Origin of the sequence: Pseudomonas sp. B21-032, assembly GCF_024748965.1 — a bacterium.
In the GTDB taxonomy this organism is placed as follows: Bacteria; Pseudomonadota; Gammaproteobacteria; order Pseudomonadales; family Pseudomonadaceae; genus Aquipseudomonas.
This window is the reverse complement of record NZ_CP087180.1, coordinates 4,730,353-4,745,929: the sequence shown is the minus strand read 5'-3', so window position 1 is coordinate 4,745,929 and position 15,577 is coordinate 4,730,353. Positions and strand designations below refer to the sequence as shown.

At 64.5% G+C, this 15,577-nt stretch carries 14 protein-coding genes; 9 read left to right on the top strand and 5 right to left on the bottom strand.

Annotated features, from left to right (window positions below; all coding sequences use genetic code 11):
- Positions 1–15: 15 nt before the first annotated feature.
- From LOY54_RS21845 to LOY54_RS21830, 4 genes are all read left to right on the top strand, one after another.
- Positions 16–618 carry a LemA family protein gene (locus LOY54_RS21845; RefSeq protein WP_045197554.1) on the top strand — a complete coding sequence of 201 codons (603 nt, stop codon included), beginning with the start codon at positions 16–18 and terminating at the stop codon, positions 616–618.
- Positions 618–1,355: a YgcG family protein gene (locus LOY54_RS21840; protein ID WP_093379987.1), complete on the top strand. Its 738-nt coding sequence runs from the start codon at positions 618–620 to the stop codon at positions 1,353–1,355. Before LOY54_RS21845 ends, LOY54_RS21840 begins: the two co-directional genes overlap by 1 nt.
- A gap of 26 nt (positions 1,356–1,381) precedes the next feature.
- Positions 1,382–1,999, top strand: a complete 618-nt coding sequence (locus LOY54_RS21835) for a TPM domain-containing protein (protein WP_093379990.1) — start codon at positions 1,382–1,384, stop codon at positions 1,997–1,999.
- Positions 2,000–2,108: 109 nt separating this feature from the next.
- Positions 2,109–3,326, top strand: coding sequence for an SAM-dependent methyltransferase (locus tag LOY54_RS21830; RefSeq protein ID WP_093379993.1), 1,218 nt, complete (start codon positions 2,109–2,111; stop codon positions 3,324–3,326).
- 35 nt (positions 3,327–3,361) lie between these two features.
- Here LOY54_RS21830 and LOY54_RS21825 read toward each other — a convergent pair whose 3' ends face one another.
- From LOY54_RS21825 to LOY54_RS21805, 5 genes are all read right to left on the bottom strand, one after another.
- Positions 3,362–4,255 (bottom strand): DMT family transporter, encoded by an 894-nt coding sequence (locus LOY54_RS21825; protein WP_045197562.1) that lies wholly within the window; start codon positions 4,253–4,255, stop codon positions 3,362–3,364.
- A gap of 95 nt (positions 4,256–4,350) precedes the next feature.
- On the bottom strand, positions 4,351–6,906 hold the full coding sequence (locus LOY54_RS21820; RefSeq protein ID WP_371128669.1) for a TonB-dependent hemoglobin/transferrin/lactoferrin family receptor: 2,556 nt from the start codon (positions 6,904–6,906) through the stop codon (positions 4,351–4,353).
- A 114-nt stretch (positions 6,907–7,020) separates the two neighbouring features.
- A complete protein-coding gene (locus LOY54_RS21815) occupies positions 7,021–7,974 on the bottom strand; it encodes a FecR domain-containing protein (protein WP_093379996.1) in 954 nt (317 codons plus the stop codon).
- Positions 7,971–8,510: an RNA polymerase sigma factor gene (locus LOY54_RS21810; RefSeq protein WP_093379999.1), complete on the bottom strand. Its 540-nt coding sequence runs from the start codon at positions 8,508–8,510 to the stop codon at positions 7,971–7,973. Before LOY54_RS21810 ends, LOY54_RS21815 begins: the two co-directional genes overlap by 4 nt.
- Positions 8,511–8,596: 86 nt before the next feature.
- Positions 8,597–9,619 carry a DUF4917 family protein gene (locus tag LOY54_RS21805; protein WP_258607898.1) on the bottom strand — a complete coding sequence of 341 codons (1,023 nt, stop codon included), beginning with the start codon at positions 9,617–9,619 and terminating at the stop codon, positions 8,597–8,599.
- A gap of 112 nt (positions 9,620–9,731) precedes the next feature.
- Here LOY54_RS21805 and LOY54_RS21800 point away from each other — a divergent pair, with 112 nt between their 5' ends.
- The 5 genes from LOY54_RS21800 (at position 9,732) to LOY54_RS21780 (ending at position 15,573) form a co-directional block, all read left to right on the top strand.
- Complete coding sequence (locus LOY54_RS21800; RefSeq protein ID WP_258607896.1) at positions 9,732–10,802, top strand: glycerophosphodiester phosphodiesterase; 1,071 nt, start codon at positions 9,732–9,734, stop codon at positions 10,800–10,802.
- Between the two features lie 69 nt (positions 10,803–10,871).
- Positions 10,872–11,510, top strand: coding sequence for a LysE family translocator (locus tag LOY54_RS21795; protein WP_258607894.1), 639 nt, complete (start codon positions 10,872–10,874; stop codon positions 11,508–11,510).
- A gap of 77 nt (positions 11,511–11,587) precedes the next feature.
- Positions 11,588–12,127 (top strand): RNA polymerase sigma factor, encoded by a 540-nt coding sequence (locus tag LOY54_RS21790; protein WP_195884911.1) that lies wholly within the window; start codon positions 11,588–11,590, stop codon positions 12,125–12,127.
- Positions 12,120–13,088, top strand: coding sequence for a FecR domain-containing protein (locus LOY54_RS21785; RefSeq protein WP_045197575.1), 969 nt, complete (start codon positions 12,120–12,122; stop codon positions 13,086–13,088). Before LOY54_RS21790 ends, LOY54_RS21785 begins: the two co-directional genes overlap by 8 nt.
- A 70-nt stretch (positions 13,089–13,158) precedes the next feature.
- Entirely contained in the window at positions 13,159–15,573 is a 2,415-nt protein-coding gene (locus tag LOY54_RS21780) for a TonB-dependent receptor (protein ID WP_258607891.1), read from the top strand.
- The last annotated feature ends 4 nt before the right edge of the window (positions 15,574–15,577 follow it).

The following is a 15,577-nucleotide window of genomic DNA, read 5'->3' as shown; positions in this document are numbered from 1 at the left end:
AAGGAGCGTAGCGACATGCAGGTAATTCAATTCAAGGGCGTACGCCTGTGGCTGCTGCTGATGCTTGGCAGCCTGCTGGCCGGTTGCGGGATCAACAACATCCCCAACTACGACGAGCAGGTAAAGGCCGCCTGGGCTCAGGTGCAGAACCAGTACCAGCGCCGCGCCGACCTGATTCCCAACCTGGTCGAAACGGTCAAAGGCTACGCCAGGCAGGAGCAGGAAACCCTGACCGCGGTCATAGAAGCCCGGGCCAAGGCGACCTCGATCCAGGTCGATGCCAGTACGCTGGACGATCCACAAAAGTTGCAACAATTTCAGCAGGCGCAGTCGCAGCTGACCGGGGCCTTGAGCCGCTTGATGGTGGTGTCCGAGCGTTACCCGGACCTCAAGTCGAACCAGAACTTCCTGGCCTTGCAGTCGCAACTGGAAGGCACCGAGAACCGCATCGCCGTGGCGCGCAAGGATTTCATCGCCGCCGTGCAGCGCTACAACACCGAGATTCGCACCTTTCCCGGGCGACTCTGGCACAGCGTGATGTACAGCGACCTGCCGATCCGCGAGAACTTCGAGGCCACCAGCGCCGATGCCGAAAAAGCGCCTGAAGTGAAATTCTGATGCGCCTGTTCAAGCTTGCGCTGCTGCTAGCGCTGCTGATCGCTACGCCGCTGCGCGCCGAGCTCAGCTTCCCGGCGCTGAGCGGGCGGGTGGTGGACAACGCCGGCCTGCTCGACGGTGCCAGCCGCAGCCAGCTCGACAACATGCTCAAGGCCCATGAGCAGGGCACCGGCGAACAGGTCGTGGTGGTGACCCTGGCCGACCTGCAGGGGCAGAGCATCGAAGACTACGGCTACCAGCTCGGCCGTCACTGGGGCATTGGCCAGAAAGGCAAGGACAACGGCGCGCTGTTGATCGTCGCCCCCCAGGAGCGCAAGCTGCGCATCGAAGTCGGCTATGGCCTGGAAGAGCGCCTGACCGATGCGCAGTCGTCGGTGATCATCAACCGCATCATCACCCCGGCGTTTCGTCGTGGCGAGTACAGTCAGGGCATCGTCCAGGGCACGGCGGCGATACTCCAGGTGCTGGGCGGCAACCCCTTGGCCGAGCCTTCGCGGGCGCTGGGCAACGATGGCCAGGACGGTGCGCCGGCCTGGGGCATCGGTTTGTTCATCCTGCTGATCCTGGTGGTGTTCGCCCTGCAGTCGCTGGGCCTTGGCGGCAGCGGGCGCGGCGGCATGGGCGGCGGTTTCGGCGGTGGCTACGGCGGCGGTGGTTTTGGCGGCGGCGGTGGCGGAGGGGGCTTCAGCGGTGGCGGGGGCAGCTTCGGCGGCGGTGGGTCGTCGGGGGGCTGGTAAATGAACAACAACGGGTAGCGCAGCGCATGACTTTGCTCACTGAACAACAACAGCGCCAGGTCGCTGAAGCCATTGCCCGGGTCGAGCGGCATACCGATGCCGAACTGGTCACGGTGCTGGCCAGCCGCGCCGACGACTATGCCTATATCCCCTTGCTGTGGGCCAGCCTGCTGGCCCTGGTGGTGCCGGGCGTCGTCCATTACCTCAGCGGCTGGATGAGCGTGCACAGTTTGCTGATCGTGCAGTGGCTGACCTTTATTGCCTTGTGCCTGCTGTTTCGCATCCCGTCGCTGACCACCCGCCTGATTCCGCGCTCGGTGCGCCACTGGCGCGCGGCGAACCTGGCCCGCCGGCAGTTTCTCGAACAGAACCTGCACCACACCGTGGGTGGCACCGGCATGCTGATCTTTGTCAGCGAGGCCGAGCGCTATGTCGAGATTCTCGTCGATGAAGGCATCTCCCGGCACCTGGACAACAAGGTCTGGGACGCGATCGTCAAGCGCTTTACCGCACAGGTGCGCCAGGGCCAGACGCTGCAGGGGTTCGTCAGTTGCATCGAGGCCTGCGGCGAGCTGCTGCGCACCCATGTGCCGCAGACTCACGAGCGCAACGAGCTGCCCAACCGCCTGGTGGTGCTCGGTTAGCCGCGGCGGCATCGGTCGACAAAAGCTGTGCAGGGAAAGCGCATCCACGTAAAATTCCCGGCCCTGCGCATCCCTGCGCCCCCTCCGCAACCCGAGGCACCCTTTCCCGATGTCCGATTCCCCCACCGCCCAGGCCGCGCCGGATGCGCGTGCGCAGTTTCTGAGCCTGCTCGCCACCAGCCTGGAACAGAACGCCCTGATCAAGCTGGTGCTGGCGCGCCATGTCGGCAACGAAGAAACCCTGCAGCGCATCATCGCCAAGCCGCTGACGGTCAAGGGCCAGGCTTGCGTGTCGTTCGTCTACCGCTACAAGACCCGCGACATCACCCGCAACCTGGGCAACGATGAAGCCCTGGCGCTGGTCGATGAGCTGCTGCCGGCGTCGTTTCGCAACGCCCATCTGCTCAGCCTCAGCGACGAAGCGCAGCTGGAATTCAGCAAGAAGGGCAAGCCGATGCTCCATCGCAGCGCCGTGCAGCAGGCGCGCCAGGCGCCGGCCGGGGAGCATGACCGCGAGAAAAAGCGCTACCTGGAGCTGAGCCGGCCGTTCTTGCACGACCTGGGCGTGACCGACAAGCAGCAGGCGCTGATCCCGGCGATGTCGCGCAAGTGGAAGCAGATCAACAAGTTCATCGAAGTGTTTTCCCATGCCCTGAATTCGGCGCCGCTGGCCGCCGACCAGACGCTGCGGGTGGCCGACTTCGGCTCGGGCAAGGGCTACCTGACTTTCGCCATCCACGATTACCTGCGCAATACCCTGCAGCGCGAGGCGCAGGTTACCGGCGTCGAACTGCGCGCGGACATGGTCGAGCTGTGCAACGCCGCGGCCTCGCGCCTGGAGCACCCGGGCCTGGTGTTCGAATGCGGTGACGTGCGCAGTGTGGTGCCCAGCGCCATCGAGGTGATGATCGCCTTGCATGCCTGCGATATCGCCACCGATTACGCGATTCATACCGGCATTCGTTGCGGCGCGGCGATCATCATGTGCTCGCCGTGCTGCCACAAGCAGATCCGCCCGCAACTGCACAGCCCAGGCTTGCTCAAGCCGATGCTGCAGTACGGATTGCACCTGGGCCAGCAGGCCGAGATGCTCACCGACAGCTTGCGCGCCTTGTACCTGGAAGCCTGCGGTTACGAAACCAAGGTTTTCGAGTTCATTTCCCTGGAGCACACCAACAAGAACAAGATGATCCTGGCGGTCAAGCGCCAGGCACCGGTTGAGGCTTCAGCATTGTTGGAGAAGATCCAGCAGCTCAAGGACTTCTACGGGGTCAAGGAGCATTGCCTGGAGACCTTGTTGCGCGCCGATGGCTTGATTCCTGCCTGAATCATCGGGACGCCTTGACTTGACCCGCGATCGCGTCAGCCCAGGCCCCGCACAGGCGCAGGCTGCACCCGTGTCTTGCGCCCCAGCACCACCGTGGCAATCACCCCGGCGGCAAACAGCCAGGTAATCGGCTCGACCTGCTCGCCAAAGAACAGCGCCGAAAAGGCGATGGTGAAGAAGATCTGCAGCAGCTGGATCTGGCTTACCCGGGCAATGCCGCCCAAGGCCAGCCCGGCGTACCAGGCAAAGAAGCCGATGAACTGCGAGAACAGCGACACATAGCCGAACGCCCACCAGGCCTTGGCACTTACCGGCCCCTGGTGCTGCAAGGCCAGGTAGATCACCGGCCCGAGCAACAGCGGCGCCGACAGCACCAGCGCCCAGCAGATCACCTGCCAACCGCCCATTTCTCGCGCCAGCCGGCCGCCTTCGGCATACCCCAGGCCGCCCACGGCAATCGCCGCGAGCATCAGCAGGTCGCCGGCCTGGATCTGCCCGGCGCCCATGATCATCGCGTAGGCCAGCACCAGCGCACTGCCCAGCGCGGCGCAGGCCCAGAAGGCTTTCGATGGCCGCTCATGGGACAACCAGGCGGCGTACACCGCCACGCATAAAGGCTGCAGGCCGTTGACCAGTGCTCCGTGGGACGCCGGCACGCTTTGCATGGCCCAGGCCGAGAACACCGGAAAGCCGAGGATCACCCCCAGCGCCACCAGGCTCAGGCCCTTGATCTGCGCCCAGGTTGGCCATTTTTCCCGGCGCCAGAGCAGCAGCGCCGCAGCCGGGATCGCCGCCAGCAAGGCCCGCCCCAGGCCGTTGAGCAAGGGGTGTAGCTCCTGTACGACGATGCGCGTCATGGGCAGGGTCAGGCTGAAAATAATCACACCGAGAAGGCCAAGGGCCATCCCGGTGTTTTCGCGGCTGGACATACGGAGCGCCTGTGGCAGATAAGTGCTTTCATTGAGCCACAGGGCGGACGGATGATCTTGTTACAGTTGCTGACAAGTTCATCCGTACAGTTGCCTCAGAAGAAGCGGGTGATGCTGACCTTGGCGTTCCGGCCCTGGCTGTAGGCGTACTCGCCACTGAGCTCGGAGCGGTAGTCCTTGTTGAACAGGTTGTCCACCGTCAGGTTCACCTCGGTGCCTTTCAGGTAAGGCTGCTGCGGCTTCCAGTTGGCGAACAGGCCATGGATCTGATAGTCGTCGTTGGCATAGTGGTCGTAATAGCGATCACCCAGGGCGCTGGCCGGGCCTTCGCGGTAGTTGTCGCTCGGCAGGCGGTCGGTCTTGCGCACGAACTGCGCCTGCCAGCCGACCTTGGCGTCCCAGCTGGGGATCTTCACACCCAGGGTGGTGATCCATTTCGGTGCCGGAATGTCCTTGGCCCAGACGTCCGGCCCCCAAGGGTTGGTGTAGGCGCCTTCATGGCGGCCGGTCATCCACGAGTAGGACACCGAACCGAACAGGTAGGTCGAGTCGTAGAAGCTTTCGACCTCGAAGCCCTTGATGGTCACACCCTTGAGGTTGCGGTAGTTGGACATCAGGCCTTTACCGCAGGCATCGGAGATGCTTTCGCCCTTGGCCAGCTGTGCTTCGCAGCCGATGCCGGTGGCCTTGAAGATCTCGTCCTTGATCTCGTTACGAAACAGCGTGGTGCGGATCTGCATGCTGTCGTCAGCGGTGAAGACGTTGGCAAAGTCGGTGACGTTACCGGCACGCAGGGCGGTGATGCGTTCCGGGTCGAGGTTGCGGCTGCTGGCGGTGCGGCTGCCGATGCCCTGGACTTCGTATTGCTCATCAAGCACCGGAGCGCGCCAGGTCTTGCTGTAGTCGGCAAAGAAGGCGGTGTTGGCGGTGGCTTTCCAGAACACTGACAGGCGTGGCGACCAACCGGTGTAGGTTTTTTCGCTGTAGTCGTGGCCATTCTCGGCAACGTTGTAGTACGGCGCCTGGTTCGGCTTGCCCTTGTTGGCAACATGGTCGTAGCGCAGCGACGGGGTGATGGTCACGTCACCGAGGGTGATGGCGTCCTGGATGAAATAGCCCTGGCTGTCGACGGTGCCGCTGGGCATGAAGTACGGCTGGTAGTGGCCGTTGTTGTACTTGGGAATCTCGTAGCTTTTGCCGGGCATCCACATCTGTGTGTCACGGTCGTGGTGGCGGATCTGAAAGCCGCTGGTGAAGGCGTGCTCCAGCGGGCCGGTGGTAAACAGGCTGGTGTTGCGCACATCGAGCATCTGGTCCTGGTATTCGGTGTCCATCTTGCGCCCACCGGTGGACGGCTGGAAGAACGCCGTGGCATCGCGCTCATCGGTCTGCTTGGTGTCGGACTCGGAGTATTTGACCTGCAGGTCGATCAGCGGGTTGTTCACCGGCTGGTACTTGTAGGTGGTCGACCAGGTGGTGTCGGTGGTCGTGCGATTGGCCAGGAAGCGCTTGAGGGCATCCTTGTAGCCGAACCTGTTGATGTCCGACTGGGTCGGCGGCGTCGGGTAGGCGGTGGAAGAGAACGGCGCCCAGCGCTCACTTTCCGAGCGCGACCAGGAGAAGCCCAGGCTGTGCTCGTCGGTAAAGTGCATGTTGGCCTTGAGCAGCGCGCCGTCCAGGTCCAGGGCACTGTTGGGCAGGCGCTGGGGGTTGATCGGGTAGCGGCCCTCGGGGTCGGGCAGGGTACCGGCCAGTTTCATGTCATCGCCGTCGCGCTTGGTCAGGTACACCAGGGCGTCCATGCGGCCATCGTCGGTGCGACCGAACAATGCCGAGCTGTAGACCTGCTGATGGTCGTTGCTGGCATAACCATACTTGAGCATGGCGCCGCTGTTGCGACCTTCCTGGAGCAGGTCGGGGGCGTCCTTGGTGGTCATGTTGACGCTGCCGCCGAAGCCGCCGTTGCCGGTGTAGATCGAGTGCGGGCCCTTTTCTACTTCGATGTTCTTGATCAGCTCCGGCTCGATGAAGATGGTGCCTTGCTGATAGCGCTCAAAGCCGCTCTTGGTCGCGCCGTCGACGGTCATCGGCACGTCTTCGGCATCGCCCAGGCCCCAGATGTTGATGGTCTGGCCGCCGGGCTTGGCCGAACCGCCCATGTTCACCCCGGGCAGGGTCGCGAGCACGCTGGGGATGTTGCTCGGCTGATAGCGGTCGATGTCTTCCTGGGTCAGGGTCGAGCGGCCGACGGTGCTCGGGTCGACCTGCTGGCCGTTACCCACCACGCTCACCGCGCCAAGCTGGATGCTGTTGTCGGCGGTAGCATCGTTGTCTTCACGCAGGCGCACCACATAGGTGTTGCCGACCTTGACCAGGGCAAAGCGGCTGTTGTGCAGCAACTGGCTGATTGCTTCGAGCGGTTCGTAAGCACCTTGCAGCGCCGGGGCCTGGACGCTGTTGAGCAAGGATTCGTCAAACAGCAGTTGCAGCTTGGCCTGCTGCGCCAGCTGGCTCAGCGACGTCGCCAGCGGCTGCGCCGGCAGGTTCAGTTGCACCGGTGCGGCCTGGGCCTGCAGGCTCAGGGCCAGGCACGCGGCCAGCAGCGAAGGACGAACAGACAACGGCTTGAAAGGAGCAAACGCACGCAAGATAAAACCCCCCAATACGGCAACAAAGGCCAGAAAAGGCCTGCAGTGATTACGCAGACGGGAGGAAGACGCAGGGCTGCGGAAAACCCTCACATGCGAATGAAAAATATTCTCAAATTACTGTTTGCGTTCGATCCGCACCCGACCGTCGGCAAGGTTCACCGCCTTGATCGGCAGCAGCACTGGCAGCGCAGTGAGCAGGGCGTCAGGGTCGTTGACGTCAAGATTGCCCGAGACCTTGTAGCGGCCCAACGAGGGATCGGCGAGCAGCACCGGTGCCGTACGGTAGAGCGACAGTTCGTCGATCAGGCTGGCCAGTTCGCGGTTGCGAAAACTCACGTGGCCGCTGCGCCAGTCGGCGATTTCTGCAGCGCTGAGGTTGTGCACGTTGAGGCTGCCGCGGGCCAGGTCATAAACCGCTCGCTGGCCGGCGCTCAGTAGCAGCGGCGGGCGATTCTCGCCGGGGGTTTCCAGCGCTACCTGGCCGTGGGCGACGCTGAGCACCAGCTCCTGCTGGCCGCGGCGCAGGTCGAAACCGGTACCCACCACGCGTACCCGGGCGTTGCCGGCATCGACGAACAGCGGCCGCTCCTTGTCGGGCGCCACTTCGATGTACAGCTGGCCCTGGTCGAGGCGAATCAGCCGGCGTTCGTTGTCAAAACTCAGGCTCAGCCGGGTGCGGGCGTTGACGTCCAGCTGGCTGCCATCGGGCAGGGCCAGGTGTTGTGGGCGTTCGCTCTGCGCGGCCAGTTGTTGCTGGTGATGGCGGTTCGGCAGGCCGAGGTTGGCCGCCAGCAGCGCACACACCAGCCCGGCGGCGATGGCCAGGGCCGGGCGCCAGCGCAACGGTTGGCGGCTGGGCAGGGCGACCGGTTTGTTCAGGCTCTTGAGCGCAGCCAGGTCGTCCCAGAGCTGTTCGAACTGGGCATAGGCGCGGGCATGCTCGGGGTTTTGCAGCCACTGGGCGAAGGCCTTGCGGGCTGTGCGCGAGTTGTCGTTGCGGTTACGGGTAAACCAGCTGGCCGCCTGGGCATCGATGCTGCGCTTATCGATTTCAGGAGTGGGGGTCATTCTGGCTGCTCCATGCCGTTGTCACTGTCCAGGCGATGCTTGCAATGCAGCAGGGCCGCGGCGATGTGCTTTTCCACCATGCTTACGGAAATGCCCATGCGCGTGCTGATCTGCGCCTGCGTCAAACCTTCGAAGCGGTGCAGCATAAGGGCTTCGCGGCGGCGCGGCGAGAGTTCGGCGAGGACAAGTTTCAATTGTTCCAGGCGTTGTTGCTGCTGGGCATGCTTGAGCGGGTCGCTGGCTGTGCCGGCCGGTGTCTGTTCGCTGGCCTGGGCATCCTCGTCGAGCACGCTGTGGCGCACCTTCTGCCGACGCCAGTGATCGCTGAGCAGGTTGCGCGCCATCTGGAACAGGAACGCCCGTGGTTGCTCGACCCGCGCCCGGTCGCGATAGCCCAGCCACTGGGTGAACACGTCCTGGGTCATGTCTGCCGCATCGTTGGCATTGTCCATGCGCTTGCGCAAAAAATGCAGGATGTCGGCATAGAACCCGCGGCAGGTGTCGTGGGCAAAAGGGTCGGGTTTGGGGCGCGGCATGCAAGCTTTCCAGGACGGACCGGAGAGAAAGGTTGCGAATGGTATCGAGAATAATTGTTATTTACCATGCCTGTTTTTGTCGCCGCTCAATGCCGCTTGCGGATCGGCACCGGCACCGGCACTTCCAGCCCGGGCGCTCCCAGCGGGTGGCTGCTGGCATCGAAGAAGTGCAATTGCAGCGCGGGCATATCGGCAAAGCGCTGCACGTAGTGCTGCTTCTGGCTGATGATCGAGGCTGCGCTTAACGGCCGGATGGCGATGGCCAGGTGCGCCGGGCGTGCTTGCTTGATCGCCTCCAGCAGGTGGCGGTCGGTGCTGTCCAGGTGCTGGCCGAAAATGCACAGGCCGCCTTGATGGCCGGCCAGTTCACCGAGCGCCCAGCTTAAGTAATCGGAACTGCGGATGGCCTTGAGCTTGTCGTCGCTGCTGCTTTCGTTGACGAACAGCGGCACATCACCGGGGGTGTTGACGGCAAAGCCGTCGAGCAACTGGCCGTCGCTGGCGCTGCGCTGGCGAGTGCTGCCGTCCTGCTGCTTGAGCAGGTGCAGGCCGCCGTGCAGGTACAGCAGGCGCGTGCCCGGGCCGCGAGTGCGGCGGATATCGAAGTTGCCGTCTTCGTCGAACAACTGCTGGAAACCTTCCGGCTTCTGGCTGGCGGCCCAATGGCAGATCAGGTCGTAGTTGCTGGAGTAGACGCTCTGGTAGTTGCCCAGCTCGCGGTTGATCTGTTGCAAGGTCTGGCTTGGCAGCATGCGCCAGGGGATGTGCACGCTGCGGATGGCGTGGATCAGCGCTTCCTTGATCGCGTAGTAGCGGTTCAGCGGCGCCGAGGAACTGATCGCCAGCGCGGCGTTGATCCGCACCGTGGTGTTCAGGGCACTGAGCACCGGTTCGAACAGCTCGCTGCCCAGCGACTTGAACAGTGCCTGATCGCTCAGGTTCAGGGGCTTGTGCCGCACCCGCTGGGCCTCCTCGAACAGCGAGAAGTAGCTGAACGGCCGCCACAGTGCACGGCTGGCGCCATTGCCCAGCAGCAGGCCGCTGCAGGGGTGACTGGCGTTCAGGTCTGGCCAGTGGTTGAGGCTGGCGTCGAGGTCGGCGTGGGGCATCGGGCATCTCTGTGGCAGGGCAGGCAATCGCCGGCGACTTTAGCATGCAACCGGTCTGTCATCAGCGTTGGCGACTATGCTGGATTCGCTGCGCAGCAAAGGAAGGTTGAAAATGTTTAACGCAATTGTACGAGTGGCTTGCCTGGCGCTGTTGCCGCTTGCGGGGTTCGCCGAGGCCGGGCCGGGCAGTGAATTAGCCAGGGCGCAGGGCATTGCCTACCCGGCGGTGATCGCCCATCGCGGCGCCTCGTATGATGCACCGGAGTCCACGGCGCCGGCCTACCGGCTGGCACGGGAGCTGGGCGCCAATTACCTGGAGCTGGACCTGCAACGCTCCAGCGACGGCGTGCTGGTTGCTGTGCATGACGATAACCTGCTGCGCACCAGCAACGTGGCCGAGCGCTTTCCCGAACGCCAGGACCAGCCGGTGAGTGCCTTCACCCTGGCCGAGCTGAAATCCCTGGACGTCGGCAGCTGGTTCAACAAGGCCTACCCCGATCGCGCCCGGGCAAGCTTCAAGGGTTTGAAAATTCAGACCCTCGATGAAGTCATGGACATCGCCGCGGCCAACCCGCAACGCCAGCCCGGCTTGTACATCGAAACCAAGGTGCCGAACCTGTTTCCCGGTATCGAAGCCGACCTGAACAAAGCCCTGCAGGCCCGTGGCTGGCTCGAGCGGCCGGGCAGGGTGGTGCTGCAGAGCTTTGACCGCAACAGCCTTGCGCTGCTGCACCAGCACATGCCCCAGGTGCCCAAGGTGCTGTTGCTGTGGATCGGCAAGGGCAGCATCGAGCCCGCCTCGCAGCAGACCTTCGCCGAATCCGGTGAAGCCGACAAGGCCGCCTTCTATGCCCGTCAGCAACCCCGGGACAAGGCCGAGTTCGTGCGCTGGCTGGATTACGCCAAGGCCGCCGGCGCCATCGGCACCGGACCGTCGGCGGCGCTGGCCGGGGGCGGCGCGCAGAGTTACGCCGACCTGGTGCAGCCGTGGATGAACCAGCTCAGCCACGACAAGGGCCTGCTGGTGCACGTGTACACCGTCGATGAACCGGTGGATTTTCGCCAGGTGCTGGAGGCGGGTGTGGACGGTATCTTCAGCAACCGCAGCGGCCAGCTGCTGCGCTATCTGGGCCGCCCCAGTGCCCGCAGCGAGGCGCAGATCCTGCGTGCCGAGGGCTACTGAGAGGCTGGCTGGCGCCGCGCGGCTGCCGTAGACTTCGCGCCTTGCACGGACTTTCAGGACACTGCCCCGATGACCTTTTCGCTGCTGCTCGCGGTAATCGCTTCCGGTTTTATCTACGGTATTACCCCGGGCCCCGGCGTGCTGGCGGTGCTCGGCATTGGCGCCACCCGCGGGCGCCGCGCCGGCGCGGGGTTTCTTTGCGGGCACTTGCTCGGCGATGTGCTGTGGTGCAGTACCGCGTTGGTGGCGATCGTCGGTGCCCGGCAAATCGGCAGTTCGGTGTTCGACATCCTCGGTGTGATCAGCGGCCTGTACCTGTTCTGGCTGGGCATGCGCGCCTTGCGCAGCCGCCCGGGCAATGGCGACGGCGAGCAGGGGCCGGTGCGCAAGCCGTTCTGGCATGGCGTGGTATTTGGCCTGACCAACCCCAAGGCCTACCCGGTGGCGGTGGCGACGTTCACCGCCTTGCTCTCGAGCCGCGCCGAAGCGCTGGACTGGTCGATGCTGCCAGCCTTGATCGCCCTGAGCTTTGTTGGCGGCTTGCTGGCCTACCTGATTCTGATCGGCGTGGTCGGTGCCCGTCATGTGCGCACCCTGTACACCCGCTACGAGCTGTGGATCACCCGCGCCTGCGGGGTGATGTTCATTGGCTTTGCCGTCAATGCCCTGGCCCACGCCTTGCCGGGGCTGCTGCCGCGCAACAGCTGAGGGCTGGCAGAAGGCCGCACAGGTATGTGAGAATGATATGAATTCCTATTCATGTTTATCTTCCACGCCGGACCTTCATGACTTCGCTCTCCATGCCCTGGACCGCCGCTGCTCCGGCCCTGCAGGCGGTCGTCGACGATCTGCTGGCCAATTACAGCGACCTGCGCCGTTACCTGTGTGGCCGCCTGCGCAACCCGGATGATGCCGCCGACATTGCCCAGTCAAGCTTTGCCCAGGCTTACGCCCATGCTCTGAACGCGCCAGTGGTCAACGCCCGGGCGTTACTGTTCCAGGCCGCGCGCAATCTGTGCATTGATCAGTACCGGCGGCGCAGCAATGAGCTGGCGGCGCTGGAAGACTGGCTGGCCCGCGTCGATGTGCTGAGCCCCAGCGTCGAAGACATCATCATCGCCCGCGAGCAGTTGCAGCAATTGATCGAGCGTATCGAGCGCATGCCGCGCCTGCGCCGCGAGGTGTTCGTCCGTGTGCGTCTGCACGGCCAGCCCCATCGCCAGGTATGTGCTGAACTTGAGCTGTCGGCCAAGGCTGTAGAGCTGCACATCGCCCGGGCGGTGTTCGATTTGTCCGAGCTGAGCCTGGCGGCACGGCATGTCTGAGTCGTCGCCGGTTTCTCCACGCAAGGTGCAGCAAGCCCTGACCTACCTGGCCGCGCTGAACAGCGACGACCCGCAGCGGGTGCAGCAGACACGTGGCCAGCTGGAGCGTTGGCGCGGCAAAAGCAGTGAGCACGAACGGGCCTGGCAAGAGGCCGAACAACGCTGGCAACTGGTGCATCGGCTGACCCCGCAACTGCGCACGGCGGTAACGCCGGAGCCGGTTAATCTCAGTCGTCGGCGTCTGCTGCGCCAGGGCGGCGGCTTGCTGGTGGCGGTGGCCGGGGCCAGTTGGCTGGGCTGGTTGTGGCGGCGTGCGCCGCAGTTCGATCGCCTGCTGCAAACCGTGCATGCCGAGCCGCCGCGGCAGGAGATTCTGCCCGATGGCAGCCAATTGTTGCTGGCGGCCGAAACCAGCTTGCGCATCGAGTACAGCAACGGCTTGCGCCAGGTGCGCCTGCTGCAGGGCAATGTCTATTTCGATGTGGCGCGCGAGCGCATGCGACCGTTTCTGATCAGCACCCGCCTGGGCGAGGTAGAAGTGCTGGGCACGGCCTTCAGCGTCAGCGATCGTGGCGGCGAGATTCAGGTCGCGGTGGCTCGCGGGCGGGTCGAGGTGCGTGGCCTGCGTGAGGGCTCGCAGGTGTTGCAGGCGGGTGAGCGCATCAACCTCGACGCATACGGGCGCCTGCTCGCGCGCAGGGCTGATGCGCATGCTGCAGCGAGTCTTGAGCATTGGCAGCGGGGCTGGTGGTCGTTTACCGATACGCCGCTGGCCGAGGTAATCGCCGAGGTCAACGCCTATGCCCTGCAACCGGTGACCCTCGCGGCTAGCGCCGCCCAGTTGCACCTGACCGGTAGCTTCCCCAGCAACCAGCCGGAAATGCTCCTGCAGGCGCTGCCGAAAATCCTCCCGGTGAGCCTGGTCAACCAGGGGCAGCAGCGCACCCTGCAACGGCGCTGAAAATAATTTTGAGGGGTAACGCCGAGGTGGCCCGTCTTCATCGCTGAACCCACCTCTGCAAGGACAGATCATGTCGCTTCCCCATGCCCGCCCGGCACACCCTGTGGCTTTTCCCGGCACCCTGCGTCGATTGGCGCTGGCCTGTGCCCTGGGCAGCGCCAGCCTGTTGCCGTTGAGCGCGGCCCATGCCGGCGCTCTGGCCGCCGATGCGCCGGCCTTGAGCCTGAACCTGCCGGGCCAGTCCCTGGAAGCCGCGGTGCATGCCCTGGCCCGCGAAGCCGGGGTGGCCATCGCCGCCGACAGCCAGTTGCTGGCTGGCCGTAGTGCCCCGGCCTTGCAGGGTCGGTTCACCTTGCAGCAGGCCTTGCAGCGCTTGCTGGCCAACAGTGGCCTGGTGGCCAGCGAAGAGAACGGCGTGATCATTCTGCGCAGCCTCGACAGCGATGGCGCCCTGACCCTTGGCGAGCTGAACATCAACGCCAACAGCAACGCCAACGGCATCCCCGAGGCCTACAGCGGTGGCCAGGTCGCCCGTGGCGCGCGGCTGGGCATGCTGGGCAATCGCGAGGTGATGGAGACGCCGTTCAACGTCACCGCCTATACCGCCCAGCACATGGAAAACCAGCAAAGCGGCACGGTTGGCGCGGTGCTGCGCAACGACCCGTCGATCCGCTTCAGTACCGGCGAAGGCCACGCCTACGAGAACTTCATGATTCGTGGCTACTCCCTCGATTCCACCGAGCTTGCGCTGAACGGCCTGTACGGCCTGGCCCCGGACGGCCACGTGGCGACCGAGTTTCTGGAACGTGTCGAGGTGCTCAAGGGCCCCGGTGCCTTGCTCAACGGCATGGCGCCCAACGGCGGTGTCGGCGGGGTGATCAACCTGGTGCCCAAGCGCGCCGGCGAAGCACCGTTGACGCGCCTGACCAGCAGCTACGTGTCCGACGGTTATATCGCCAACCATATCGACCTGGGCCGGCGCCTGGGCGATGAGCAGCGTTTCGGCATCCGCTTCAACGGCGTCTACGGCAGCGGCGAAACCGGTGTCGACCAGCAGTCCAAGGACCGCACCCTGGCGTCGCTGGGCATGGACTATCGCGGCGATGGCTGGAAGCTCGAGCTGGACGCTTACGAAAGCCATGAAAAGCTCGAAGACGGCAGCCCGATGATGGCCGGCTTCAGCAAGCTGGGGCATGTCACCAAGGCGCCGAAACCGGACACCAACATCCTCGACGGCATCTCCGCCAAGCAAGTCAGCAAGGCCGTGGTGCTGCGCGGCGAATACGACCTCAACGACGACTGGACCGCCTACGCCAGCGTCGGCAGCGCCCGCACCCGCTACAAGGGCTTTCTCAACGGCACCCGGGTGATCGTCACCGGCGCCAACGGCGATGCCAGCGGCGAAACCTACAACCAGGCCGGCTACACCCACAGCCTGTCCACCGAAGCCGGGGTACGAGGCAACTTCGTCACCGGCCCGGTGAACCACCAGGTGGTGTTGAGCACCACTTTGCTGCACCAGGACATCGGCCGCGCCGCCACCGTTACCAGCAAGAAATACGTGACCAATATCTACCACCCGGGCAAGCCGATCATTGCCGGCGATATCGGCTCCAGCGACAAGACCGGCGACAACACCCTGTCCAGCTTCGCCGTCGCCGACACCCTGGGCTTTATCGACGACAAGGTGCTGCTGACCCTGGGCGTGCGCTCGCAACGGGTGCGGCAGAAGATGAGCAACCCGGCCTACGACGAACGCGCCCTGACCCCGGCCCTGGGCCTGGTGCTCAAGCCCTGGGACGCGCCGGTGTCGCTGTACGCCAACTACATCGAAGGCTTGACCCAGGGCGGCATGGTCACCGACCTTGCCGCTGCCAACTACGGCGAGCAGTTCGCCCCGTACAAGGCCAAGCAGATGGAGGCCGGGGTCAAGTGGGACCTGGGCGACTTCACCCACACCCTGAGCGTGTTCCAGATCGAGAAGCCGAGCATGCTTCTGGACCGCGCCAGCAACCGTTACACCGACGATGGCGAGCAGCGTAACCGTGGCGTGGAATGGAACCTGTTCGGCTCGCTGACCCCGAGTGTGCGTCTGCTCGGTGGCGTCACCTACACCCGCGCCGAGCTGACCCGCACCGCTGGCGGCAGCTTTGACGGCAACACCGCCCGTGGCGTGCCGGCCTGGTCGGCCAACCTCGGCGCCGAGTGGGACACCCCCTGGATCGAGGGCCTGACCCTGACCGCGCTGGGCATCCACAGCAGCTCGCAATACCTCGATAGCGCCAACGACCTGAAGATCCCGCAATGGACCCGCTATGACCTCGGCGGTCGCTACAGCACGCGTATCCTCAGCAAGGACGTGGTGCTGCGCGCAAGCCTTGAGAACGTCGAGAACCGCGCCTACTGGGCCGGGGTGTTCAACGACGGTTACGCCACGGTCAGCGAGCCGCGCACGCTGAAACTCTCCGCCAGCATCGATTTCTGAGGTG